1 protein-coding gene is annotated in these 651 nt (G+C 70.2%); it reads right to left on the bottom strand.

Annotation, left to right across the window (positions count from 1 at the left end; genetic code table 11):
- Positions 1-651: AMP-binding protein (locus IE142_RS35235; RefSeq protein ID WP_191889454.1), on the bottom strand; the 651-nt coding region annotated here is incomplete at both ends.

Genomic DNA, 651 nt, shown 5'->3' on the forward strand with positions numbered 1-651 from the left:
GACACCGGCCCCCGCGACGTACAGCTCCCCCACCACACCGGGCGCCACCAACTCCAGCCCCGGGCCCAGCACATACGTCCGCAGGTCGGATATCCCGACGCCGATGACGCTGGCCGCCGCCGCGGTTGCTCGCTCCCGGGTCAGCGGCTGGTAGGTCACGTGGACCGTGGTCTCGGTGATGCCGTACATGTTGATCAGGGCCGGCGTGTCGTCGGGGTGGCGCCGGTACCAGTCGGTGAGGCGGGACGGCTGGAGTGCCTCACCGCCGAACACCACCGTGCGCAGGGCGAGTCCACGGCCCGGCGGGGAGGCGTCGGCGTCAGCCTGCGCCAACTGGTAGAAGGCCGACGGCGTCTGGTTGAGGACCGTGACACCGTGATCGGCAAGCAGGTCCAGGAAGGCACCGGGCGTCCTGCTGACCTCGTAGGGCACCACGACCAGTCGGCCGCCGTGCAGCAGCGCCCCCCACAGCTCCCAGACGGAGAAGTCGAAGGCGTACGAGTGGAACAGCGTCCAGACGTCGTCGGGGCCGAAGCCGAACCACTTCCGGGTGGCGTCGAAGAGCCGCACCACGTTGCGGTGGGCGACGACGACGCCTTTGGGCCGGCCGGTGGAGCCGGAGGTGTAGATGACGTACGCGGGATGATCGGG

Origin of the sequence: Streptomyces mutabilis, from assembly GCF_014649815.1 — a bacterium.
Taxonomy (GTDB): Bacteria; Actinomycetota; Actinomycetes; order Streptomycetales; family Streptomycetaceae; genus Streptomyces; species Streptomyces mutabilis.